This window comes from Streptomyces sp. NPDC006335, from assembly GCF_040612795.1.
Lineage (GTDB): Bacteria > Actinomycetota > Actinomycetes > Streptomycetales > Streptomycetaceae > Streptomyces.
Genome location: NZ_JBEXQX010000012.1, coordinates 160,694 through 184,453, shown reverse-complemented (window position 1 = coordinate 184,453; position 23,760 = coordinate 160,694). Strand labels below are relative to the sequence as shown.

20 protein-coding genes and 2 pseudogenes are annotated in these 23,760 nt (G+C 68.2%); 13 read left to right on the top strand and 9 right to left on the bottom strand.

Going from position 1 to position 23,760, the window contains the following annotated elements:
* Positions 1-209 precede the first annotated feature (209 nt).
* From ABZ098_RS29780 to ABZ098_RS29770, 3 genes are all read right to left on the bottom strand, one after another.
* Positions 210-2,117 (bottom strand): UvrD-helicase domain-containing protein, encoded by a 1,908-nt coding sequence (locus tag ABZ098_RS29780; RefSeq protein ID WP_356596340.1) that lies wholly within the window; start codon positions 2,115-2,117, stop codon positions 210-212.
* Between the two features lie 3 nt (positions 2,118-2,120).
* Entirely contained in the window at positions 2,121-4,001 is a 1,881-nt protein-coding gene (locus ABZ098_RS29775; protein WP_356596338.1) for an AAA family ATPase, read from the bottom strand.
* Between the two features lie 408 nt (positions 4,002-4,409).
* Positions 4,410-4,637, bottom strand: coding sequence for a helix-turn-helix transcriptional regulator (locus ABZ098_RS29770; RefSeq protein WP_356596336.1), 228 nt, complete (start codon positions 4,635-4,637; stop codon positions 4,410-4,412).
* 224 nt (positions 4,638-4,861) lie between these two features.
* On the opposite strand from ABZ098_RS29770, the gene ABZ098_RS29765 reads away from it, so the two are divergent.
* Positions 4,862-6,175 carry a site-specific integrase gene (locus ABZ098_RS29765; protein WP_356596334.1) on the top strand — a complete coding sequence of 438 codons (1,314 nt, stop codon included), beginning with the start codon at positions 4,862-4,864 and terminating at the stop codon, positions 6,173-6,175.
* Between the two features lie 312 nt (positions 6,176-6,487).
* On the opposite strand, the gene ABZ098_RS29760 is transcribed toward ABZ098_RS29765, so the two are convergent.
* The 3 genes from ABZ098_RS29760 to ABZ098_RS29750 are packed head-to-tail and all read right to left on the bottom strand — an operon-like array spanning position 6,488 to position 8,622.
* Positions 6,488-7,507: an aldo/keto reductase gene (locus ABZ098_RS29760; protein WP_356596332.1), complete on the bottom strand. Its 1,020-nt coding sequence runs from the start codon at positions 7,505-7,507 to the stop codon at positions 6,488-6,490.
* Between the two features lie 27 nt (positions 7,508-7,534).
* Positions 7,535-8,431, bottom strand: coding sequence for a helix-turn-helix transcriptional regulator (locus ABZ098_RS29755; RefSeq protein WP_356596330.1), 897 nt, complete (start codon positions 8,429-8,431; stop codon positions 7,535-7,537).
* A 2-nt stretch (positions 8,432-8,433) separates the two neighbouring features.
* Complete coding sequence (locus tag ABZ098_RS29750; protein ID WP_356596328.1) at positions 8,434-8,622, bottom strand: hypothetical protein; 189 nt, start codon at positions 8,620-8,622, stop codon at positions 8,434-8,436.
* A 197-nt stretch (positions 8,623-8,819) separates the two neighbouring features.
* Between ABZ098_RS29750 and ABZ098_RS29745 the strand changes: the two genes are divergently transcribed.
* From ABZ098_RS29745 to ABZ098_RS29720, 6 genes and pseudogenes are all read left to right on the top strand, one after another.
* The gene (locus ABZ098_RS29745) at positions 8,820-10,358 is read left to right on the top strand and encodes an MFS transporter (protein WP_356596326.1); all 1,539 of its coding nucleotides are present in this window, start codon (positions 8,820-8,822) and stop codon (positions 10,356-10,358) included.
* The gene (locus ABZ098_RS29740; protein WP_356596324.1) at positions 10,358-11,242 is read left to right on the top strand and encodes an aldo/keto reductase; all 885 of its coding nucleotides are present in this window, start codon (positions 10,358-10,360) and stop codon (positions 11,240-11,242) included. The genes ABZ098_RS29745 and ABZ098_RS29740 overlap by 1 nt, the downstream gene beginning before the upstream one ends.
* A gap of 31 nt (positions 11,243-11,273) precedes the next feature.
* On the top strand, positions 11,274-11,405 hold the full coding sequence (locus ABZ098_RS29735; RefSeq protein ID WP_356596322.1) for a hypothetical protein: 132 nt from the start codon (positions 11,274-11,276) through the stop codon (positions 11,403-11,405).
* 34 nt (positions 11,406-11,439) lie between these two features.
* Positions 11,440-11,870: pseudogene (locus ABZ098_RS29730) on the top strand (IS110 family transposase); the annotation flags it as partial.
* Between the two features lie 7 nt (positions 11,871-11,877).
* The gene (locus ABZ098_RS29725) at positions 11,878-12,687 is read left to right on the top strand and encodes a hypothetical protein (RefSeq protein WP_356596320.1); all 810 of its coding nucleotides are present in this window, start codon (positions 11,878-11,880) and stop codon (positions 12,685-12,687) included.
* A 172-nt stretch (positions 12,688-12,859) separates the two neighbouring features.
* Positions 12,860-13,885 (top strand): aldo/keto reductase, encoded by a 1,026-nt coding sequence (locus tag ABZ098_RS29720; protein ID WP_356596318.1) that lies wholly within the window; start codon positions 12,860-12,862, stop codon positions 13,883-13,885.
* A gap of 223 nt (positions 13,886-14,108) precedes the next feature.
* On the opposite strand, the gene ABZ098_RS29715 is transcribed toward ABZ098_RS29720, so the two are convergent.
* From ABZ098_RS29715 to ABZ098_RS29705, 3 genes and pseudogenes are all read right to left on the bottom strand, one after another.
* Positions 14,109-14,450, bottom strand: coding sequence for a helix-turn-helix transcriptional regulator (locus tag ABZ098_RS29715; RefSeq protein ID WP_356596316.1), 342 nt, complete (start codon positions 14,448-14,450; stop codon positions 14,109-14,111).
* A 122-nt stretch (positions 14,451-14,572) separates the two neighbouring features.
* A pseudogene (locus tag ABZ098_RS29710) lies at positions 14,573-15,400 on the bottom strand (alpha/beta hydrolase fold domain-containing protein); the annotation flags it as partial.
* Entirely contained in the window at positions 15,400-15,846 is a 447-nt protein-coding gene (locus tag ABZ098_RS29705; RefSeq protein WP_356596314.1) for a TetR/AcrR family transcriptional regulator, read from the bottom strand. The pseudogene ABZ098_RS29710 and the gene ABZ098_RS29705, both read right to left, overlap by 1 nt.
* Before the next feature lie 211 nt (positions 15,847-16,057).
* On the opposite strand from ABZ098_RS29705, the gene ABZ098_RS29700 reads away from it, so the two are divergent.
* The 6 genes from ABZ098_RS29700 (at position 16,058) to ABZ098_RS29675 (ending at position 23,363) form a co-directional block, all read left to right on the top strand.
* Positions 16,058-16,948 carry a helix-turn-helix transcriptional regulator gene (locus tag ABZ098_RS29700; RefSeq protein WP_356596312.1) on the top strand — a complete coding sequence of 297 codons (891 nt, stop codon included), beginning with the start codon at positions 16,058-16,060 and terminating at the stop codon, positions 16,946-16,948.
* Between the two features lie 233 nt (positions 16,949-17,181).
* The gene (locus ABZ098_RS29695; protein ID WP_356596310.1) at positions 17,182-17,835 is read left to right on the top strand and encodes a (2Fe-2S)-binding protein; all 654 of its coding nucleotides are present in this window, start codon (positions 17,182-17,184) and stop codon (positions 17,833-17,835) included.
* Positions 17,836-17,840: 5 nt separating this feature from the next.
* Entirely contained in the window at positions 17,841-18,821 is a 981-nt protein-coding gene (locus ABZ098_RS29690; RefSeq protein WP_356596308.1) for a xanthine dehydrogenase family protein subunit M, read from the top strand.
* Positions 18,818-21,025, top strand: a complete 2,208-nt coding sequence (locus tag ABZ098_RS29685; RefSeq protein WP_356596306.1) for a xanthine dehydrogenase family protein molybdopterin-binding subunit — start codon at positions 18,818-18,820, stop codon at positions 21,023-21,025. The genes ABZ098_RS29690 and ABZ098_RS29685 overlap by 4 nt, the downstream gene beginning before the upstream one ends.
* A 134-nt stretch (positions 21,026-21,159) precedes the next feature.
* Positions 21,160-22,359, top strand: a complete 1,200-nt coding sequence (locus ABZ098_RS29680) for an XdhC/CoxI family protein (protein WP_356596304.1) — start codon at positions 21,160-21,162, stop codon at positions 22,357-22,359.
* A 26-nt stretch (positions 22,360-22,385) separates the two neighbouring features.
* Complete coding sequence (locus ABZ098_RS29675) at positions 22,386-23,363, top strand: aldo/keto reductase (protein WP_356596302.1); 978 nt, start codon at positions 22,386-22,388, stop codon at positions 23,361-23,363.
* The last annotated feature ends 397 nt before the right edge of the window (positions 23,364-23,760 follow it).

Here is a 23,760-nt window from a genome sequence, read left to right as displayed (position 1 = left end):
CCCGAAGCGATTTCCTGATCGCATTTTCTGACCGGACGCAAGGGCGCGTTCTAGCCTGTGCCGCTCCTCACGCTCCAGCACAGGCCGATTGCTCGGCCGATCGCACCGCATGGTCGTCCGGAGGCGCGCCAAGATCGCCATCCAGCCTAGAGGCAGTTACGCAACGTCCCGGTCACCTGCCCGGTCGTGCGTGACCAGCCAGCAGCCGCTCAAAGAGTGCGGATGTCGTGGACAGACCAGCGACGGGCGGTCATCGCCTCGATGTGCGGTTCGGCTCTTGTGCGGTGCGCGGCGAAGGCGAGCAGGTGGGTGGGGCGGGTGGCGCCCACGAAGACGAGTTGTGCCGCGCGCTGGATGGTGACCAGGGCCCGGGAGGCGTCCTGCTGTCGGCTCAGGAGTCCGAGGACCTCGTGTACGTCGTACTTCTTGCCGCTGCGTTCCAGGCATTCGAGGATGAGCGTGGCCGCGTGGGTTTCGCCCTTGGCGCTCTGGATCGATCCCGCAACCGACGCCACCACTCCCCGGTCCGCATCAGCCGACGCAGCGCGCACGGGCGCTGGCTGGGCGACGTACGGGATGTGGGCAAGGGGGTCGGTGAGACGGGTGACGCCCTTCAAGGGGCTCTGGGTCAGGTCCGGCAGCAGCCGCAGAAGCCGGGCGGTGAGGACAGTCCATTCGACGGGGCTGTCGAGTGGGTTCGTCAGCATGTCGTGCAGGAGCAGGCGTGCCCGGCCTCCGGCGGTGGCCGGGTCTCGGTCCAGTCGCCTCAGCGGGGGCAGGCCGCCGGAACTGGCGAGTCGGGCCACGTCACGGACTGCGTTCCACAGGAGCGTGACGGCTGCGTTGTTGTCGCCGGATTGCCGCTGGGCCTGGGCGGTACGTGCCGTCGTGATGAAACTGCCGGTTGTCTGGACCGGAGTGGCGGTGAAGCCGGGTACGTAGCAGGAAAGGGACTGTGGAAAGGCCTTGGCGCTTCCCCGGGTGAGGCGGGCGCCCAGGACGCGGGGCGGGTTGTCCAGCAGCAGTTGGCGGGGGACGGCGGCCGCTGCCATCCGTTCGAAGACCGGTACGACCTCGGCGACGGTGTCGTCGTCGAAGAGCAGGAGGGCGACGGTACCGTCGTGGCCAGCGCCGTCGATGCGTTGGCGGCGGTGGACCGTGAGGTCGCTGGCGAGTGCTGCGATCTTGCTGCCGAACCGGCGGCTGACGGGGAGTTGGGCGGCGTGCGGCAGGGGAAACGACGAGGGCTGTGCGGCATCCGGTGCGTCGGCGAAGATGCGCTGGTTGACGTCACCCACACGCTGGACGACCGTGCCCGGCGGGCCGAAGACCTTGTCGAGCAGGCGTTGCTGGAGATCGCTGGTGTCCTGCATTTCGTCCAGGAGGACGAAGGGAAAGCGGTGGGCGACAGCCGGCGCGAGCTGGGGGTGATGAAAGATGTGGTGCTCGGCGAGGGCGAACATGTCGTGGTAGCGGAAGACGCCACGCTCGGTGAGCACCTCTTTGAGAGCGGCGAATTGTTGGCCACTGTCACTGGACGCTTTGAAGGGCGGGGTGCCATCAGGTCCCGCCGCGATCAGGTCTCCGGCGTCGCAGAGGTAGCGGGCCTCGGCGACGAGTCCGGGGCCGTTCGTGCGGTGCCCGAGTGCGGTGTTGAGTTTCCGGAACCGGGGGTGGCGTTCGAGCAGCCGGAGAGCTTCGTCCGCGTAGGCCTGGTCGTCGACGGTCTGGACTTCAATGCCCCGGGATCGTAGGGCCGGCATGGCGAGGAAGGTGTTGGTGAAGGCCTGGATCGTGCCGATGAAGTGCGGGTACTGCAGCAGGCGGCGTCCCGCCGGTGTGGCGGTGAGGCGGTTGGTGATCTCGTCCTTGGCCGTGTTGGTGTGGGACAGGACGCAGATGCCGCGCGTGGGCGAGGTCCATCCCTGGCTCAGGAGAGCGAGCTTGAGCCCGATCAGGCTGGTCTTGCCCGAGCCGGGAGCTGCTTGCAAGTCCAGGGATTCCGCGCTCTGGATGAAGTTCCACTGTTCCTGGTGCGGCAGTTCGAGGCCGAGTTGCTGGGCGAGGGCTTCGACCTTGTCCTTGATGAAGGCGTCGGGGGCGTAGAGGGGTGTCATTGCTCAGACCTCGCTGCACAGGTAGGTGAAGGCGGCCACGAGATAGGGCGGCAGATCGTCCTCGGTCACGGAGGTGGTCTGCAGGAGCCGGGCCGCGTGGTGGGCGGCGATCGGCTTACTGCCCCGGCCCATGCGCAGCGGCTCATAAATGTCCAAGGCCGCCTTTTCCAGGGGCACTTTACTCTCGCGCCACTTGGTGACCTCCTCCTTAGCCGAGCGGTCCAGGTCGGCGAGTCTGTCCCCGGTGGGCCAGCTGGTCTTGGAGGCGACAGCGGCACGAACGGCCTGGTGCATCAGGGTCGCCATGGTCCAGGAGGCTGCGGCCAGGTCGTACTCCAACGTCCAGTGGTCGGAGACGAAGGTGCGTACGTGGCCGCTGTCCTCCTCTTTCAACCCTGCGACGTGTTTGTCGATCTCTAGCTTGGTCATCTCCGCTGAGCACTTCAGCTTCTTGCGCATCTCCGCAGAGGTACCGGCTGGAACCAGGTCCCGGTCGCGGATGCAGGCCACGGCGACCGGTATCTGCTCGCCGTCGCGCTGGAAGATCCGGCTGTAGCGGAAGAGACCGACGCCGCCGACATTGACGACGCTGACGCCGCATTCGCTGAAGGATCGGCCGACCGCCTGTGCGAGGGCGGGCAAAACGATGGCTTCGGCGTCGCCTTCGACGATGGCGACGCTGCGGGCGAAGAACAGGTTGGCCTTGGTCACGTCGAGGAAGCGGGTGAGGAAGGCGTAGTCGCCCTCGTCGAGGCAGGTCAGTCCCGGTGCCAGACGGAAGGTGGATCCGCGCGCGACGAGGGTGAGGTGTTCGACCGGGATGGCCGAGGCCAGGTTGGGGCTGTGGGTGGTAAGGATGACCTGGACCGGCGGCGTCCCGGCCGTCTGGGCGGCCTCGGCACGATCCCGCAGGAGGTCCATGATGCGGGTCTGCAGCTGCGGGTGGAGGTGGGCTTCGGGTTCCTCGATCAGCAGCAGGGGCGCGAAGGCGCTGTTGCCGAGCAGGAGCAGTTCGGCTGCCATGAACAGGGCGTTGTTGTAGCCCAGTCCGTGTCTGGTCCACTCCCCCGTGCCCGCGAACAGGGTGAGTTCCAGCCGTTCCAGGGCGCGGGCGAGGGTGGCGTCGCCGGCGACGCCGATCTCGGCGCGCAGGGCATCGGAGCCGATGGAGAACTTGTTCAGGTAGCCGGTGTTGATGTCGTTGCGGGCCGCGGCCACCGCCTCGTTGTCACCGATGTGGCGTTCCGCGCGGCGCAGGATGCCGACCAGGGTGGTGGCGCTGTCGCTCTCCTCGTCGAAGTCGTCCTCACCCTGTGCGCGCATGGCCGGGTAGCCGGCGAGGATCTGCGAGAGCCGCGATCCCCGGCCGGAGCGCAGTTCTGCCTCGGCATCCCGCAACGGGCGCAGGTAGGTGGCCTTCAGCAGTTCACGCGCGGCACCGTCCAGAGCGGGTCCCTGCCCGTCGCGTCCGGTACGAGTGGTTACCGAGACCCTGTGGGGAGGCAGCGGCTCCATCAGCTCCGCTTTGACGGTGACATAGAGGGCGACGTTGCCCTCGTCGTCGGTGGTGAGCAGTTCCAGGAAGACCCCTTGTTCTTCCGTCGTCAGACCCTTGAAACCGCAGGTGATCTTGAAGGTCCCTGCTCGGCCGCCCGGTCCGACGTGGAAGTCGTCACGCGTGATCCGGTAGAAGTCAGCCGCCGTCGTCAGCAGACACAAGCGGATCGCATCGATGATGGCCGTCTTGCCGCTGTCGTTCTCGCCGACGAGGACGTTCGTGGCGGGACCGAACTCCAGACAAAGGCTGGCATCCGGGTCGCCGCTCTTCTGCGGGGACGAACCGAAGATCCGGAAATTCTCCGCGTACAGACAAGCCAAGTACAACGACGCCCCCGAGAGCCTGAGGCCTATGCCCTCGACGACACAGGCGGCTACAACCGCATCAAGTGCCCCACCCACACGCGGCTTTGACACATCATACGATCACTCCCGGCACTTGCACCTCAGGAACGAAATACCTCCCCACTGCTGGAAATGAGCACGCCAAATCGCCTCGGCAGCCTCCAGGGTCACGGCACTTCAGTCAGGTCACCCTGCCGCGGCCGGAAGGGGATCGAAGAAGAGCGCCCGCAGTCGGCACGACAACAGGCCGCCCACGCACGGCAGTACAGCAATGCCTGGGCGCCTGGACGGGTTCCTGTACACCACACGTGCGAGCCTCTGGACGAACCGCGAGACGGGACAGGCCGCGTCCCCAGCGCCCCGCCTGACAAAATCACGATTCTCGGATTGTCACCTCGAACCATCAGGGGCAGATTTACCGGATTCTTCCTGGGCGATGTGATTGACGAGTTCCCCCTGTTCCACATCGAGTCCTGCAGCGATGTCCAGAAGCGTAAGAACGCTGGGGCTACGCTGCCCGTGCTCGATATAGATGAGACCGCGGAAACTGAGACCGCTGCGTTCTGCGAGTTCTTCCAGGCTGTATCCCCGCTCCTCCCTAAGGCGACGGATTTGCATACCCAGGGACAGGAGTCGCGGGTCCGGTGACGGTTCACGTGCTGGCACATCGTGACTCGACCGTCACATCTTTGCGTACACCATGAACAGCTGTGCATAACTACTGGTTGTAGCGGACAGTATCGATCTGGCGGACAGCCGCAAGGCTGCCGCGTACGTCGCCAGGCCAGGGAGAAAGGGGCGGCGACGGGTCCAGCACCCAGCTCAGTTTCGTGGGCAGGCACATGAGCAAGCCAATCGAGCCGTTCGACCGCTGGCACAAGAGATATCCGAAACCAGAACGCGGTGAGACACCGTGCCAATGCGGTACGCCGCAGCAGCCCTTGTACCCGTCTGCGGACCACGACCGAGGCCATCGCTGGCAGGCCCGATACACCGACTACTCAGGAAAGGAGAAGCGGCCGGCCTTTGCCAGCTGGCAGGAAGCCCGCGACTGCCTGGACAGGGTGCTCTTGGCATCCGAAAGGCAGGCGTGGCGCGACAATAATCCGGGCAATCTACAGGTCGAATACTTCGCAACCGAGATGATGGAAAGGAGGCGCAAGCGGAAGAAGAACACCAATACATGCGACACCTACGAAAGCCATCTCCGCAGCCACATCCTGCCCTTCGTGGGCCACCGCCCGGCAGGCAGCCTGCGCCGCCCCGATTCGATGGCCTTCGTCGACTACCTCCTCGACAAGCAAGGCCTCGACTCGGCCTGCACCGTCGTCCAGATCTTCAAGACCTGGCGCATCCTCATGCATTACATGCTGGACGAGGACGTCCCGCTCCCTCCCAACATCGTGGCGCGGATCGATCTCCCGGACGTGACGCCACGCGTCAAGGTCGCCCTGTCTCCTGGGCAGGTCGCGGCAGTCGCAGCGGCGATGCGAAAGGTGGCGCCTCGCTATGAGGTCCTGATCTGGCTCGGAGCCTGTGCCGGGCTGCGCCAAGGCGAGGCCTTCGGGCTGAAGCGAAGTCAGGTCGCCTGGGACCACGCCCTACTTCACATCGAAGAGCAACGGCAGCGCGGCAAAGCCGTACGCCTCAAGACCAAAGCCAGCTACGCAACCCTGCCCGTGGATCACTTCCTCATCGAGCAGCTGACACGGCACACGTCACGCTTCTCCGAGCCAGAACCCATCTCACCAGCCGCCCGACGCCGGCGCCGGGCACGCGGCTACGTCGAGCCACCGGACGAGGGCCTGATCGTCACGAACCGCTACGGTCGCCCTGTACTGCACACCGACTTCCACCAGAAGTGGCGAAGGGCAGTGAAGCAAGCAGGGCTCCCGGACAGAACCCGCTTCCACGACCTCAAGCACTTCTACACCACCACTCTCGGCGGCTCCGGCAAGCACGACCCGAAGACCGTGCAAGCCCTCTCCCGGCATGCCAAATTCTCCGAGACCTGGGACACCTACGCCCACCCACCCCTCGCAGTGGAAGAGGTCACCGTCACCGTGTTCGGAACCGCGTTCTCACACATCAACACACCGGCTGGCGCACTGCGAAATGCGGTAACCCCTTCTGCCTCTACCACGCGCTCCACATGATGAGTCATCGAAAAGATGTCGGCCTGGGCGAGTCACAGAAAAGCCCAGGTCAAAGCCGGAGTATCGACTCTCTGTCCCGGGTGCGGACGCCCAGAGCGTCAGATGAGCGTCACGCCGGGCAGCGGTGAACGCCGCATGCCGACCTACTGCGCGGCGCCGCCCCTGCCCGCCGCGCGTGCAGGGCCAGGGAGACAAAGCTCTGTCACGGGAGTGAGCGGTCGAGCGGGGCGCAGCCCCGGGGCCGATCACTCCGTCGGTATGCCGTCACGGTGACCCGACTCGATCGACCATGACCGGCCGAGCCGGGTCACCTCAGCGCCGCCGCTGGTCAGCCCGCAGCTCGAAGTCTCCGTAGCTGTTGTCGACGGGGTTGACCGTGACTCCGGGGGCGACGATCTCGTCGATGGCGTCGAGCACGTCGGAAGACAGCGTGACGTCGGCGGCGGGCAGGAACGCCTCCAGCTGCTCCATGGTGCGCGGGCCGATGATCGCCGACGTGACGCCGGGGTGGTTGATGACGAAGGCGACGGCCAGCTCGATCAGGGTGAGACCGGCCTTCTCCGCCAGCACTGCGAGCTGTTCGACGGCGTCGAGCTTGCGCTGGTTGGCGGGGGTGCTCATGTCGAACCGGGCCTGGGGGCGCGCCGCGGAGGCTGGGCCCTCGGAGGCGTTCTTGCGGTAGCGGCCGGAGAGCCACCCGCCGGAGAGCGGACTGTAGGTGAGCGTGCCCATGCCGTGACGGCGCACGGTGGGGAGCACGTCCTCCTCGATGCCCCGAACCAGGATCGAGTACGGCGGCTGCTCGGTCACGAACCGCTCCAGGTGCCGCTCCCGCGAGGTCCACTGGGCCTCGACGATCTGGGAGCCGGAGTAGGACGAGGAGCCGATGTAGCGGATCTTGCCCTGATGCACCAGGTCGGAGAGGGCGCCGAGGGTCTCTGCCACGTCCGTGTCCTGGCTGGGTCGGTGTACCTGGTAGAGGTCGATGTGGTCGGTGCCGAGCCGCCGCAGGGAGTTCTCGACCTCGCGGATGATCCAGCGCCGCGAGCCGCCTCGCTGGTTGGGGTCGTCCTGGTCCATCGGCATGAAGAACTTGGTCGCCAGGAAGACGTCCTCGCGTCGGTCCTTGAGCGCCTTGCCGACGATCTCCTCGGAGACGCCGGCGGAGTACACGTCAGCGGTGTCGACGAAGTTGATACCCGCGTCGAGGGCGCGGTGGATGATCCGGATCGAGTCGGCTTCGTCCTCGTTGCCCCAGGGGCCGAACATCATCGCGCCCAGGCAGAGCGGGCTGACCTGGACGCCTATGCGGCCGAGCGGTCGGTACTGCATGAAGTGGTTCTCCTCGATCGAGGGTGGTCAGTCGTTCCGGGAGGGCACGACGGTGCCGGTGCCCGCCCAGCTGGCAAGGAGGCCGAGAGCCTCCTGCTCCCGGGAGTCCGGTTCGGGTGTGTAGAAGTTGAGGCGGAGTCCAGGGTCGGACGGCAGGTCCATCGCCTCCCAGGGCAGGGCGAGATCGCCGACCAGCGGATGGTGCAGGTTCTTCACGCCCGAGCGGTGGAACTTCACGTCGTGGCGGGCCCAGCGGTGTGCGAAGTCGTCGCTCCTGGTGGTCAGCTCCCCGACCAGGTCGGTCAGAGCCCTGTCGTGCGGTGCGCGGCCGGTCTCGGTGCGCAGGAAGGCGACCGCGTCGTCGGCCCCCTTGTCCCAGTCGGCCCAGAATTCCCTGCTCGCGGGGTCCAGGAACATGAAGCGGGCGCTGTTGACCGGCCCGCGTTGCGCGAACAGCGGTGAGTCGTAGACCGGCGCGTACATTGCCCGCCCCAGGGTGTTGGCGGCCAGGATGTCGAAGCGGGCGTTGCGTACGTAGGCCGGCACATCGGCCATGGAGTCGAGCAGACGCAGGATCGTCGGCCGTACCCGGGAGGCGGTCGCCGAGGGGCGTCGGCCCGACGGTGCCGCCACCCGGGCCAGGTCGTAGAGGTGGGTGCGCTCGGCCTCGTCGAGTTGCAGTGCGTGCGCGAGGGCTTCGAGCACCGAGTCCGAGGCACCGCTGAGGTTCCCGCGCTCGAGCCGGACGTAGTAGTCCACACTCATTCCCGCCAGCAGGGCGACCTCCTCGCGACGCAGCCCCGCCACCCGTCGCTTTCCGCCGTAGACCGGGAGCCCGGCCTGCTGCGGGGTGAGCCGCGCCCGTCGGGTGCTCAGGAACTCGCGCACTTCGGCGGCGAGGTCCTTCCTGGTGCTGTCGGCCATGCTCAGATCCCGGTGTTGCCGTCGGCCGCGCCTACGGCGGACAGCGGCGGGCGCGGATCGGTGTGGAGCGTGCTCGCCCCGAGCCGGGCCCGTGCGCCGTCGCGAAGGACGTCGCCGAAGCGGGAGGGCGGGGCGGGGCGGACGGTGGGGCTCAGCCGACGGGCTGGTGTGGATGCCGGGGCCGGGGGCACTGCGACCTCCTTTTGATCATCCTGTGTGTCGTGCCAAGACCTTCACGTTAGGTCTGTCCGAGCCGGCCTGCGAGGTACTGCCAGTACCTGGAAGAGCAGTGACTCCCACTCGTGGACCGACGTGCAGTTACCTGGGGAAGGCCAGAACTGGCGGTCCGAGACCGGGCCTGAACTCACAGCCGACTCGAAGGAACACCGTGCGCGCAGCACCCACATACGAGGCCGACGACGTCCGTGCCGGGCACGTCGCCGACCCGAACCGCCCGGGCACCACCCATGTGCCGAGTGACGCAGGGGTCACCACGCCGTCCCCGCCGACGCGCCCAGACCGGTGCGAGCAGCGCGGGGCCCCGGCCCGCTCGACACTGATCCTCGCGATCATCTGCGTCAGCTACTTCGTGGTCATCCTGGACAACTCCATCGTGTTCACCGGGCTGCCGCAGATCCGGTCCGACATGGGCTTCTCCGAGACCGGCCTGTCCTGGATCACCAATGCCTACGTCCTGGTCTTCGGCGGGCTGCTGCTCCTGGGGGCGCGAGCCGGTGACCTGTTCGGACACCGCAGGGTCTTCCTGTTCTCGCTGATCGCCTTCTCGCTGGCCTCGCTCCTGGTGGGCGCCGCGCAGACCGCGTGGTGGCTGATCGCCGCGCGGGCGCTCCAGGGCGTCGGGGCGGCCGTGCTGGCTCCCTCCGCGCTGTCTCTGCTCACGCGCAGTTTCGCCGAGGGTCCGGCCCGCAACCGGGCCATGGCCGCCTACAGCGCTGTGGCCGGTCTCGGTGCGGCCTTCGGCCTGGTCGTCGGAGGGCTCGTCGCCGACCTGGTCTCGTGGCGGGCCGGGTTCTTCCTCAACGTGCCGATCGGCATCGTGATGATGGTGCTGGCCCTGCGGTTCCTGCCCGAGACCGACCGCCGACGGGGCCGCTTCGACATCACCGGGGCTCTGTTGGCGACGCTGGGCTCGACCACCCTGGTCCTGGGGATCGTCGATGCGGCCGACCTCGGCTGGACGGCTTCTGCCACCCTGCTCCCCCTGGGGGCCGGTGCGGTGATGCTGGGCCTGTTCGTGCAGGTGGAGCGGCGGGCCGCGCAGCCGATCGTTCCCTTGCGGCTGTTCGCGAGCCGGGAGCGCAGCGGCGCCTACGTCACCCGGATGCTCTACATGGGCGCGATGATGGGGTTCTTCTTCTTCACCGCGCAGTTCGTGCAGAGTGTCTACCACTGGACACCATTGCAGGCCGGGCTCTCCTTCCTGCCGATGACGCTGGTCAACTTCGTCTTCGCCGTCCGGGTGCCGCGGCTGCTGGAGAGGTTCGGCAGGCCGCGGGTGCTCGCCGCCGGAATCGCTTTGACCACGGTAGGCATGGCCTGGCTGAGCCGCCTCGACCTGCACACGCCCTACCTGACGGGAGTGGCGTTGCCCATGGTGCTCATAGGCGCCGGCCAGGGGCTGGCGCTGGCCCCGTTGACCTCCAGCGGCGTCGATGGCGTCACCCCTGAGGACGCGGGGGCCGGCTCGGGCCTGGTCAACACCGTTCACCAGGTCGGCAGCGCGCTGAGCCTGAGCATCCTGACCGCTGTGGCCGCCGCTGTCTCCACCGGCCATGCGGCCGCCGACATCGCGTCCCGCTCGGGCGCGGCCCTGACCGGCTCCACCGTGCTGCTCGCCCTGGCCGTCGTGGCCGTCCTGACCCTCATCGTGCCCGTACGGGCCACCCGGAACGAAAGGTCTCTGTGATGCAGACCCTCACCCTCAACAACGGCGTCGAGATGCCCGTCCTCGGGCTCGGCGTCTTCCAGACCCCGCCGGACGAGACCCGGGCGGCCGTCACGGCGGCCCTCGACCTCGGCTACCGGCACATCGACACCGCCGCCGCGTACGGCAACGAACGCGAGGTCGGCCAGGCCATCCGCGAGTCCGCGGTGCCGCGCGAGGACATCTTCGTCGAGACCAAGATCTGGATCAGTGACTACGGCTACGACGAGACCCTGCACGGCTTCGACAAGAGCGCCGCCAAGCTCGGCGTCGACCGGATCGAGCTGCTGATCCTGCACCAGGCCCTGCCGTCGGACTTCGACAAGACCCTCGCCGCCTATCGCGCCTTGGAAGAGCTCCTGGCCGACGGCAAGGTCCGAGCCATCGGCGTCAGCAACTTCATGGTCGATCACCTGACGGCGCTGCTCGACGCGACCTCCGTCGTGCCGGCCGTCAACCAGTTGGAGATCCACCCCTACTTCCAGCAGCGCGCCGTACTCGACTTCGACGACCGGCACGGCATCCTCAACCAGGCGTGGTCCCCCATCGGCGGGATCACCTTTTACCCGGGCTACGGCGAGGACCGCAGGAGCGTCCTTGACGACCCGGCCGTCACCCGCATCGCCGAGGCGCACGGCAAGAGCCCGGCCCAGGTGCTGCTGCGCTGGGGCCTCCAGCAGGGCCGCTCGGTGATCCCCAAGTCGACCAAGCGCCACCGGATCGCCGAGAACATCGACGTCTTCGACTTCGAACTCACCACGGACGAGTTGAAGGCCCTCGACGGCCTGGAGACCGGCCGCCGCGGAGGTCCCGAGCCGGAGAACGTCACCCTCGCCGACTTCGGCCGCGCCATCCCCGAAGCCTGACATCACCTCCCATCCGCGAAACGGAATCACCGTGTCCACCACTGTCAACGCGTTCGGCGCCCACGAGGCCGGCCGGCCGCTCGCTCCCGTCACCGTCGAGCGCCGCGACGTCGGCCCGCACGACATCAAGCTCGACATCCTGTTCTGCGGCTCCTGCCATTGAGCAACCGCGCCACGTATGGGCCTGTACGGCACCGTTGCTCTCGCGCCGCGTGCCGAACAACGAGGCCGAGCTGTCGGAGCTGATAGGCGACGTCCTCGCACTGGCCGAGGACGACCCGGTGACCTGGGCTGTCGACTGAACGCGGGCGGAGCCGCCCTGCTGATCGCGTTGCTCACCGGTCACGGCCAACGGCTTCTCTATATCCCCGGCCGGACGGTTCACCATGCGTCCGGCAGCTACCGAGGCGACGGCAAGACCGATGCCAAGGACGCCTACGTCATCGCCGACCAGGCACGGATGCGGCGGGACCTGCAGCCTCTGCAGGACGTCGTCCTACTGACTGGCTACCAGACGCCGGCCTCCCTTCGCCGGATCGGTCCGAGCCGACTGGCGAGCTGGTTGAAGAACCGCAAAGTGCGCGGCCCCCAGGCCCTGGCCGACACCGCAGTCGCCGCGGCGCATGCTCGTAGGGGTGACCCTCCGGCGTGAAGATGAGAACGAAGCTCTCTCCCACCCGAACAGCTACCTCCCGCAAGCGGGCAAGGACCTCTGCCTGCTCCGGAAGGTCGAGGCCAAGGGCTGCAGCAGCGCGGTCCCTTCGGGCCACGAGGTCCGGCATGTCCTCCAAATACTCGGCCGCGAGCTCGAGACTCTCCTCGTCCGTGAACGTTTGGCAGTCGCGCCACCACGGGGCGACCAGCAGGAGCCGCAGGAGCTCGGGCAGGCCCATCGCCACCAGCGCCGCACCCCCTTCGGAGTCGGCATAGAGGATGGGACGTTCCTCGCCGCCTTCACCGCAGAAGAAGTACGTGCCTCCAGCACCGTCGCCAGCGAAACCCTCGAGCGCGGCGCCCGAGGCGAGGTGCACTTCCTCGACATGGTCGCCTCGGTCCAGGTCGAAGTCACCCGGCCAAGCGAGAAATCGGGCAGCTTCGTCCTGTCCGCGGACGGCAGCAATCAACGAGTCCATGAGCCGCAGCCTACGGCTCACTGGTTGACAAGAATCATTGGGAAGCAGTTAATCCGCACCGCCGTCCGGCCACGGCTGGTCGCCGACTACCCAGCGCCACCAACGCCTGTCATGCCGACTAGCCCACACTCAAGCCAAATCAATGTTTACGACTACCCCCGCCAAGGGGGTACTGACAGACCCCTGGACGAAGGGAGCCCCCTCCAGCCCTCGGCACCGGATTTGCAAATGCTTTACTTAATTCGAGCAGGGATCACGCCTATCGCGAGCTGTCTGCGTCTTTCGCGCTCAACAATCAGCCTCCTTCAGTGAACCCGATTCGAAGTCAAGAATAAAGAGGAGAAGAACTGTCGTGAACCGCCGTGGATTCATGGCTGCCGGCCTTGGAGTTGGCGCAGCGTCCTTCCTACCTGTTTCAGCCGCGCAGGCAACAACCCCTAAACCTTCCGCGCCCAGTTCACACCCGATGAGCACAGAGCGCCGCATGCTCGGCTCGCTGGAAGTCTCCGCCCTGGGGATGGGCTGCCAGAACTTCGCCGGGATGTACGGGCCGCCGACCGACACCAAGGAAGCGGTCCGGGTGATCCGGGCGGCCTATGACCGAGGTGTCACGTTTTTCGATATCGCCGAAGTCTACGGGCCGTACCTTGGCGAGGAGATAGTCGGCAAGGCACTGAAGCCGGTACGCGACAAGGTGGTGATCGCTACCAAGTTCGGGTTCGACATCGGTCGGGACGGCCAGATTCAGGGCCTCAACAGCCGTCCCGAGCACATCAGGCAGGTGACCAAGGAATCACTCCGGCGCCTGAAGACCGACTACGTCGATCTCATGTATCAACACCGCGTCGATCCCAAGGTGCCCATCGAGGAAGTGGCCGGGACGGTCCAGGAGTTGATCGCCGAGGGCAAGATCCGCCACTTCGGCCTGTCCGCTGCTGGCGGGGCGACCATTCGTCGCGCGCACAAGGTTCAGCGGGTCACGGCGGTGCAGAACGAATACTCCGTCTGGACACGCGATCCGGAGATAGAAGCACTGCGGGCCTGCGAAGAGCTGGGCATCGGGTTCGTGCCGTGGAGTCCGCTCGGAATGGGTTATCTGACCGGCACTGTCACTCCGATGATGGTGCACGGCCCCGCGGATCTGAGGGCTTCACTGCCCCGCTTCACTCCGGAGGCGCGTCGCGCGAACTGGCCCGTTGTCGAACTGCTGCAGCGTGTGGGAGCACGCCACCAGGCGACGCCTGCCCAGACAGCACTGGCCTGGTTGCTCGCCCGCAAGCCGTGGATCGTGCCCATTCCGGGGCCGATCACGCAGGGGCACATGGAAGAAAACATGGACGCTCTGCAGGTCCGGCTGACCACCGCCGACATCGCGGATATCGAGGACGGCTTCGCTCAGATCAAGGTGCAGGGCGCGCGCTTGAGCGAGCCGATGCTCGCCATGATCGACGTCGGGGCCAAGCTGGGGACGAGCTCGGAAGGCGGGCACGGCAATTCGCCCCTGCCGTAAGCTTGGGAATTGCTATCACAGGTCACTCGACCTGCTGAGATCCCAGGAAACCGACGGCACGTGACGTGGCCGTTCTTCACGCTTCTAGATGTCGAGCAACGAAGCGCGAAAGAACGGCCGCTTCCTATGAGGTTCCCCGTCGACGTGCGTCTCGGTCGGCCGCATCAACGCCGTGATGGTGCGTCCATCCCCTGGGGACAGGACGAAATGCAGCCCGGGCCGTTCAGCCTGCCGGACTGAGGTTCTCGGCGGCCTCTCGCACACAGGCGTCGAGGAAGCCCGGGAACCGGGCGTTCAGTTCGTCGGCGCGCAGAGCGTTCATCTTGGATGTGCCCGCGTAGTACTGGCGGATGATGCCCGCCGCACGCAGGACGTTGAAGTGGTGCGTGGCGGTGGAGCGGGCCACCGGCAGATCGAGGCCTCCGCATCTGACGTGCTGCCCGGCGCGGTACAGCTGGGCAGTGATGCTGCGGCGCACCGGATCCACGAGCGCGTCCAGCACCGCCTGGAGGGTGGACTCGTGCGGCTCGGGTTGTGCGGGAATCCGGTCGGTGTACTGGGTCACCCGTACCTCCTTCATGGCGGATGGCTGCTGCGATCCCCGCGTCCTCCGGCGAGACCAGCCGCCACCGCCTCAACCGCGGAGGCGACCGTCAGGCCAACCACGCCCTCTACGCCCGCGCTGGCACCGCCGATCGCGATGCGGTCGATGTCGATGTGGAGTTGGCGCGCCTGCGCGATCAGGCCGCGCAGTGCGGCGTAGGCGTCCTCCACCGCGGCGGGTGCGGGACTGTGCGACGCCAGCCGGTAGCGAACCGCGGCGACGGTGATGCCGAGTTCACGGGCGAAGGCGATGCTCGTGCGGTCGTCGTTCTGCGGGGCTCCGAAGATGAGGCCGCCGCCGTGTATCCACAGCAGGGCCGGCGCCGTCGTCTTCAGGCCGGCCGGCTGGAAGACGTCCGGGGCCCCCTCGGGGCCGGGCACGACCACTTCCTGGACAGTGATGTCCGGGCCGGGGGCGACCGGGCGCGCCTTCAAGCTGCGCATGATGCGTGACGACCGGGGTCCGTAGGACATCTTGGGGATGAAGCGGCCCCGCGCGAGATCGGGATGGATGTCGTTCATCGGATCCTCGTCAGCCCGCTCGGCAGGGGGAACGATGTCATCAGGTGGTCTCCTCGTCGGGCGCGTTCGGAATCGTCCGGACACCCTGCGGGCGAACGCCGGACCGGTGGGCGGTCGTTTCACCCGCATCGACCGGGAGGCCGTCACGCAGTTGTGCCAGGCCCTCGCGGACCAGGTCCGGCAGTGTGGCGCCGGTTTCGCCTCTGCCCCGATCTCGACCGACGTCCGCAGCACTGCGGCTGCCGTGGCGGCCAGGAGTCGCGGAGCCAGGTCCCGCTCGACATCGGTGCCGGTACGGTCGGCAATGAACTCGGCGAGTCGCTGATGGGCGTCCTCGTAGGCGACAAAATGCTGGGCCCGCATCGCCGGGTTCTCGGCCACTGCGCGCATCAACACCGCGATGTCGTCGCGCTGAACGGCCAACGTCGCTGTGAAGGCCGGAAGCACCTTGACCAGGGAATCCCCACCGGTTCCTCCGCAGGCCTGGCCCGCATGGTGTCGACGAGGGTGGTGCCCCGCGAGACCAATCCGTGGAGGATCGCCTTCTCACGGCTCCCGAAGTAGTTGCGGAACGTCCGCGGCGACCCATTCGCCGCCTCGGCGACGGCCTCCGGGGTCGCCGCGCCCAGACCCCGCTCCGCCATCAACGACCACGCGGCGTGGCTCAACGCGGAGCGCGCCGCCAGCTTCTTCCGCTGCCGCAGGCTCAACTCGGACGTCACACCGATGATCCTCCAAGATTCTTTCCATTTTGGCAACCTTTCCTGCTTGGCAAATTTTTCCCCATGACCCACGCCGTGCGCACGGGTCAGCAGGCGTCCATCGGAGCTGTGCATACAGCTACTCGGCGGGGCTCTGTCACACCGATAAGGAACTGTCATTTGCCAAGGCACGACGGCGTCGATGGCGCTGGCATGGGGGCGCTGTGGGTAGCCGCCGTCCAGGCAACCGCCCGCGGTCCCCACGCGCCGCCGCACTTCCGGGGGGGGTCTGCCAGTACCCCTTTCAGGGCCCGACGGGGCGGGAGGCCGTCCTACGGTGGTTCCCATGGACCGCAGCAGCGAGATCCGTGAGTTCCTGCGCACCCGCCGGGCCCGGATCACTCCCGAGCAGGCCGGCCTCACCCCACACCCGGGGCCCCGCCGCGTGCCGGGGCTGCGCCGCGAGGAAGTCGCCCAGCTGGCCGGAGTCAGCGTCGACTACTACGTCCGCCTGGAGCGCGGCCGCACCCAGGGCGTCTCCGAGGCCGTCCTGGACGCCGTCGCCCGCGCCCTGCACCTCGACGACGTCGAACGCGCCCATTTCTTCACCCTCGCGCAGCCCAAGCCCACCGCCCGAACCCGCCGCCAGCGCCCTCTCGCCCCCCAAAGGGTCCACCCGGTCCTCTACCGCACCCTGGACGCGCTCAGCGTTCCCGCGGTGATCGAGGGGCGACGGCTGGACATCCTGGCCGCCAACAAGCTCGCCTGCGCCCTCTACACCGACTTCGAAGCCCGACCCCACCGCGAGCGCAACTTCGCCCGCTACGTCTTCCTCGACAAGGCCGCCCGCACCCTGTACACCGACTGGGACGAGGTCGCCGAGACCTGCGTGTCCAGGCTCCGCCTGTACGCCGGCCGCCACCCCGACGACCCGCAGCTCACCGAGCTGATCGGCGAACTGTCCCTGCACAGCGACATCTTCCGCAGCCTGTGGGCCGACCACGACGTCGTCGCGCACACCACCGGTACCAAACGCCTGCACCACCCTCTCGTCGGCGACCTCACTCTCGAATTCGCAGTGCTCGCCGTCGAAGGCGACCCCGAACAGTGCCTCGTCATCTACACGCCCGAACCCTCCTCCCCCACCGCCGAAGCCCTGGGCATCCTCTCCAGCTGGACCACCACGTCCGCCACCAACCCCCACACCACCCGACAGACACGCAACCCGGCCGGCTGACACCCGCGGCGCAACCGCACGATCACATCCCGAGCAGCGGGGCAACGACGGCCCGCGCCGGTTGGAGAGCAGCGGCCCTGCCGCCGCAGGCCCTCTCGCACCGAGGCAGCATCCGTCATCTCAGGCGACGGGGTGGGCCGGCCGGTTGCCACACCTGGGAGACGACACCCGTTCTCCTGCAAGCGCGCCGATGAGCAAGGCCGTTGACCTTCCACCGAGTAGAAAGCGTACGCATGTCTACTGAAGTCACTGATTCAGCTGCCCCTCCGCCGACCGCACCCCCGTCGGAACCGTCCACGTCGGAACCGTCCCGGCGCACCTTCGTCGCCACGACCGCCGTCGTCGGTGGCGCCGTGATGGCGGGCGGTCTGGCGGGACCACTCGGCCTGGGCGCCGAGGAGGCGGTCGCCGCTGACGGACCACCCAGCGGCCGTGTCTCCCTGACCGTCAACGGCAAGCGGCACACCCTCACAGTGGACAACCGGACCTCGCTGCTGGATCTGCTGCGCGAGCATCTGGAGCTGACCGGCAGCAAGAAGGGCTGCAACGCAGGTGCCTGCGGGGCCTGCACGGTCCTGGTCGACGGACGGCGGGTCAACTCCTGCCTGACGCTGGCGATACGGCTGGAGGGCGCCGAGGTCACCACCATCGAGGGCCTGGCAGACGGCGACGAACTGCACCCGCTCCAGCGGGCGTTCGTCGAACAGGACGCCTTCCAGTGCGGCTACTGCACCCCCGGCCAGATCATGTCCGGCGTCGGCTGCATCCAGGAGGGGCACACCGGCTCCAAGGACGAGATCCGGGAGTTCATGAGCGGCAACATCTGCCGCTGCGGCTGTTACGTCAAGATCGTGCGCGCGGTCGAGCAGACCGCGCACGGGAAGTGAGCGCCATGTACCCCTTCTCGTACACCACGGCGGAGAACACCCGCGAGGCCCTGGACGCGGGTCAACGCGGCGGACGCTACATCGCCGGCGGCACCACCCTGGTCGACCTGATGCGCGAGACCGTCGAACGGCCCAGAACCCTGGTCGACATCAGTGCCCTGCCGCTGCGCGAGATCGTCGTCACCCGGCACGGGGGCCTGCGCATCGGGGCGTTGGTCCGGATGTCCGAAGCCGCCGCCCACTCCGGGGTGCGCGCCCTGTATCCGGTGGTCTCACAGGCCCTGGAGCTGAGCGCCTCCGCCCAGTTGCGGAACATGGCCACCATCGGCGGCAACATCATGCAGCGCACCCGGTGCACGTACTTCCGGGACGTCACCGCGAACTGCAACAAGCGCGAACCCGGATCGGGCTGCGCGGCGCTGGAGGGCTTCAACCGCACCCACGCGATCCTCGGCACCTCCGAGAACTGCGTGGCCACCCATCCCTCGGACGTGGCCGTCGCCTTCGCCGCACTCGAGGCGACCGTCCACCTGCTCGGCCCGGACGGACAGCGCACCGTGCCCTTCGCCGACTTCCTGCTCCGGCCGGGCAACACCCCCAACCGCGAACAGGCCATCCGGCAGGGCGAGTTGATCACCGCCGTCGAGATCCCGCCGCTTCCCCGCCCCCTGAAGTCCGGCTATCTGAAGGTCCGCGACCGGCAGTCCTACGAATTCGCCCTCACCTCCGCGGCCGTCGCCCTGCACATCCGCGGCGGGCGGATCCAGGAGGCCAGGGTCGCCGCCGGAGGCGTCGGCACCGTGCCATGGAAGCTGCCCGCCGTCGAGAGGCACCTCATCGGCGAACGACCGTCGGCAAGCCTGTGGGCCACGGCAGCCGAACGCGCCGCCGACGGGGCCCGCCCCATGGAGCACAACCGCTTCAAGGTCGAGTTGGTGAAGCGCACCGTCGAACGCCAGCTGCGCGTCGTAGGAGGTACCAAGTGAGTCCTCAGCCGCAGGCAGCCGTGGGAGCGCCGCTGTCCCGTGTGGACGGCTGGCTGAAGGTGACCGGGAAGGCGACCTACGCCGCCGAGCACGACATGAAGGGCGTGGTCCACGCGGTCGTCGTCGACAGCACGGTCGCCCGCGGCCGGATCACCGGCATCGACACCCGTGCCGCCCTCGCCCAGCCCGGCGTCCTGAAGGTGATCAGCCACCTCAACGCGCCGAAACTGGCCTACCGCGACAACCCCGCCTCGATCGACCCGCTGGAGGGCGATCGACTGCACGTCTTCCAGGACGACCAGGTCCTCTTCCACGGGCAGCCGGTCGCCGTCGTCGTCGCCACCGAGCTGGAGACGGCGCAGCACGCGGCGAGTCTGGTGAAGGTCTCCTACGACGCCCGGCAGCCGTCGACCGACATGGCCGACCCGGCCGACCGCCCGGACTGGAAGCCCCTCACCTACGCGCGCGGTGACGCGGACAAGGCACTCGCCTCCGCCGCCGTACAGCTGGATGTCACGTACCATCTGGGCCGCAACCACCACAACCCGATGGAGCCGCACGCCACCATCGCCCGCTGGGACCGGGACAAGCTGACACTGTGGGACAAGACCCAGTGGGTGCCCGGCACGCAGGTCGAGCTGGCCGCCGTGTTCGGTATCCCGCAGGAGTCGATCCGGGTCATCTCGCCGTTCGTGGGCGGCGGGTTCGGCGGCGCGATCCGCTCCTGGCCGCATGTCACGATCGCGGCCGTCGCCGCCCGTGAGACGGGCCGCCCGGTCAAACTCGTGCTCTCGCGCAAGCAGCTCTACTTCGGGGTCGGTTACCGGCCCACGTACGAGTTCCGGCTGGGCCTGGGCAGTGACCGGCGCGGGCGCCTGACCGCCATGGTCAACGACGTCACGGCCGAGACCTCGACGTACGAGAACTTCGTGGAAGAGGGCGTCCTGGCCCCCGGCAACATGTTCTACAGCACCCCCAACGTCCGCCAGGAGTACCGGACGGTGTCGCTCGACGTGAACACGCCGTGCTGGATGCGCGGGCCCGGCTACGCCACCGGCTCCTTCGCCGTCGAGTCGGCGATGGACGAACTCGCCCACGAACTCGGCATCGACCCGATCGAGCTGCGCCGGCGCAACGAGCCGGCCGAGGACGAGTCGAACGGACTGCCATTCTCCACCCGGCGGCTGCGCGAGTGCTACACCACCGGCGCCCGCGAGTTCGGCTGGGACCGCCGCAACCCCAAGCCCCGCTCGACCCGCGACGGGGACTGGCTGATCGGCACCGGCATGGCCGCCGGCGTCTACCACCACCTCTACTGGGCGGCCCAGGCGTCGGTCCGGCTCGACGCCGACGGCACGGCTCTGGTCGAGGCCGCGACCAGCGACATGGGCCCGGGCACCTACACCTCCCAGAGCCAGCTCGCCGCCGACGCGCTCGGTCTGACGATGCGCAACGTGACCTTCCGGCTCGGTGACTCCCGTATGCCGGTGACCCCGCCGCACGGCGGCTCCATGACCATGGCCAACGTCGGCTCCGCGGTCCAGGACGGCTGCGACAAGCTGCGCAAACAGGCGATCGAACTCGCCGTCGAGGACGAGGACTCGCCGCTGTACGGCGCCGCCGCCGACACCGTCGTCGTACGCGGCGGGCGGCTGTACGTGAAGGACAATCCCGCGCGCGGGGAGACCTACCAGCGGCTGCTGGCCCGCAACAACCGCACCCACCTCGAGGTGCTCGGCTCCTACACCCCCGAAGAGTCCCACCGGGCCTCGGTGCACTCCTACGGCGCGGTGTTCGCCGAGGTCGCCGTCGATGCCCGCCTCGGTCTTGTCCGGGTGCGGCGGATGCTCGGTGTGTACGACGTGGGCCGCGTCATCAGCCCCAAGCTCGCCGACAGCCAGGCCCTGGGCGGCATGGTCGGCGGCATCGGGCAGGCCCTGCTTGAGCACATGGTCATGGACCAGCGCGACGGCCGGATCGTCAACGCCGACCTGGCCAACTACCTCGTCCCCGTCAACGCCGACATTCCCGACCTCAAGGCCATCTACCTCGACGGCGAGGACCACGAGGCCGACCCCATCGGCGTCAAGGGCATCGGCGAAGTCGTCCAGCTCGGAGTGGCCGCCGCCCTCACCAACGCGGTCTTCCACGCCACCGGACGACGCATCCGCACCCTGCCCATCACGGCCGAAGCCCTGCTCTGAGCAACCGGGCTCGCCACGAACGCCCTGCGGGCCGCCCCGCCACGCAGGGCACACCAGGGCCGCCGCCGCGAACTCCGTTCCCCCGCGGCCGCGGCGGCGGCCCGTTCACCACACCCCTTGAGGAAGACCCGTCCATGCTGAACATCGCGGAAACGCTGTACGCCTGGTGCCGGGAAGCCCGTCCCTTCGCCCTCGCCACCGTCGTCGACGTCAGCGGCAGCGCACCCCTGCCACCCGGCACCGCGCTGGCCGTGAGCGCCGACGGCGACGTGATCGGCAGCGTCTCCGGCGGCTGTGTGGAGGCAGCGGTCTACGAACTGTGCCGGGAGACCCTCGAATCCGGCGGTGCTCCGGTACTGACGCGCTTCGGCTACACGGACTCCGACGCCTTCGCCGTGGGCCTGACCTGCGGGGGCGAGATCGAGATCCTGGTACAGCGAGTGGAACCCGCGGTGCGGCCCCATCTCACCGCAGCCCTCGCCGAGATGGCAGCGGGTCGGCCCGCCGCGGTGGCCCAGATCGTGGACGGCCCGGAAGAACTCCTCGGCGGCACCCTTCACGTGCCCGCCGAGGGCCCGTACGACGGAACCCTGGGCGGGCCACGTGAGGACGAGGTGGTCGCGGCGCAGGCACGTGCGCTGCTGCGGGTCGGCCGCACCGGCCGGATCGAGGTCGGCGGGGACGCCGACACCTGCCCCGAGCGGCTGTCAGTGCTCGTCCACACCAGTGCTCCGCCTCCTCGCATGCTGATCTTCGGTGCCGTCGACTTCGCCGACGCCCTGAGCGAGGCGGGGCATTTTCTGGGCTATCAGGTCACGGTCTGCGACGCCCGCCCCGTCTTCGCCACCCGCGCGCGCTTCCCGTACGCGGACGAGGTCGTGGCCGACTGGCCGCACCGGTACCTGGCCGCTACCGAGGTGGACGCCCGTACAGCCGTCTGCGTCCTCACCCACGACGCCAAATTCGACATCCCCCTCCTGCGCCTCGCGCTGAACCTGCCGGTCGGCTACATCGGGGCCATGGGCTCGCGGCGCACCCACGAACAGCGCCTGGAACTGCTACGGGAGGCCGGCGTACCGGAGGCGGACCTCGCGCGCCTCAACTCCCCGATAGGGCTCGACCTGGGCGCCCACACCCCCCAGGAAACGGCCATTTCCATCACCGCCGAGATCATCTCCCACGCCCACGACGGCACCGGCCTGCCCCTGTCCCGTCGTACCGGACCGATCCATGCCCCGCTGTCGGCGTCGTGGAAGGGGGCACTGGCGGACCCCCCGAAAAGCAGTACCCCGTACGCGGGCCCGGTGGCGGTCGACGGCTGGTTGCCTGGATAAGGAAACCAAAAGAACGGAGCAATCTGATGCAGCACGTCTCACTCGGTGGGCTGAACGTTTCCCGGATCGGCCTGGGTGCCATGGGGATGTCCGCCTTCTACGCCGGTGCGAGCACCGATGACGCCGAGTCGGTCCGCGCCATCCACCGGGCACTGGACCTGGGCGTCACACATCTCGACACGGCCGAGATCTACGGGCCGTTCATCAACGAAGAACTGGTCGGCGAGGCCCTCCGCGGCCGCCGCGACCAGGTCGTCCTTGCGACGAAGTTCGGCATGTACTCGCACGCGGGCGGCGGACCGTACGTCCTCGACAGCAGCCCGGCGAACATCCGCACCGCCGTCGAAGGCTCCCTGAAGCGGCTCGACACCGACTACATCGACCTGTACTACCAGCACCGGGTCGACCCCGACACCCCGATCGAGGAGACCGTCGGCACCCTCGCCGAGCTGGTCGCCGAGGGCAAGATCCGGCACATCGGCCTGTCCGAGGCCGGGGCCGAGACGATCCGCCGCGCCCACGCCGTCCACCCGGTCGCCGCCCTGCAGACCGAGTACTCCCTGTGGACACGCGACGTGGAGGCCGAACTGCTGCCACTGCTGCGCGAACTCGGCATCGGCCTGGTTCCCTACTCGCCGCTCGGCCACGGCTTCCTCACTGGCGCGTTCCGCTCCACCGAGGACATCGCCGACGACGACTGGCGCAAGACCAACCCGCGCTTCACTGGTGAGAACCTCAAGCTCAACCTGCGCATCGTCGACGAGGTCCAGGCCATCGCCACCGAGGTCGACGCCACGACGGCCCAGATCGCCCTGGCCTGGCTTCTCGCGCAGGGCGACGACGTCGCCCCGATCCCCGGCACCAAGCGCGCCGCCCGCGTCGAGGAGAACACCGCCGCCGACGGCATCAAGCTCAGCAGCGACCAGATCGAGCGGCTCAACAACCTCACCCCGCCGGCCGGCGCCCGCCATGACGAGGCGAACATGGCCTCCATCGAGCACTGACCGACCACACCGGGGCATCGGCGCCCGTCCAGCGCCGAACCGCCCTCAGGCCCACGCGGCTCAGGCTCTCTGAGCTCCCACTGCTGCCCCGGCACGTCCGCCGGGGCAGCAGCTCGTTTTCCACCACGGGCAGCCGAGGTCGTGCGGGAGACGTCCGAGGCGAGGGTCATATAGGTGGTCAGGCCTCGTTCAGGGCCGTGGTGGCCGGCCCGACGGTGCCCGGCGGGATGCCCCGATGGCTGAGGGCGTCTTCGACGGCCTGGACGCAGGGCCAGTGCGGTATCTGGGGTGTGCCGCGTAATCCTGGCGGGTCCAGCAGCACGGTCCCCGAGAAGCGGGAGTAGGTCAGGGGTGGGGTTCAGAACTGCTGGCTGCTTAGTGAGTAGGAGTGAGTTTG